This is a genomic window from Candidatus Thiosymbion oneisti, assembly GCF_900092655.1.
Taxonomy (GTDB): Bacteria; Pseudomonadota; Gammaproteobacteria; order Chromatiales; family Chromatiaceae; genus Thiosymbion; species Thiosymbion oneisti.
The window spans coordinates 1-295 of sequence record NZ_FLUY01000231.1; the positions used below are offsets into that span (position 1 = coordinate 1).

1 protein-coding gene is annotated in these 295 nt (G+C 58.0%); it reads left to right on the top strand.

The window, feature by feature from the left end; translation table 11 throughout:
* On the top strand, positions 1-295 hold a 295-nt coding region (locus BQ17_RS02045; protein ID WP_141699041.1), incomplete at both ends, for a transposase.

A 295-nucleotide genomic window follows, 5' to 3' on the forward strand; every position in this document is an offset into this window, starting at 1 on the left:
CAACTCAAGCCGTTGGAGGAAAGCGGTGAGCCCCAGTTTTCCCGGACTGATCCCGATGCGCGCGCTTTGAACAAGGGCAACCAGCATGTGACGGGCTATAACGTGCAAAGTAGTGTCGATGACAAACATAAGCTCATCGTGCACCACGAGGTCACCAACGCCGGGAACGATCAGAACCCGCTCAGCGGTCAATGCCAAGCGGCCATGGAAGTCATGTCGGTCAACGACATCACGGTGGTTGCTGACAGCGGTTACTCCAGTGAGGCGCAACTGGCCGCCTGCCAAGAGGCCAACG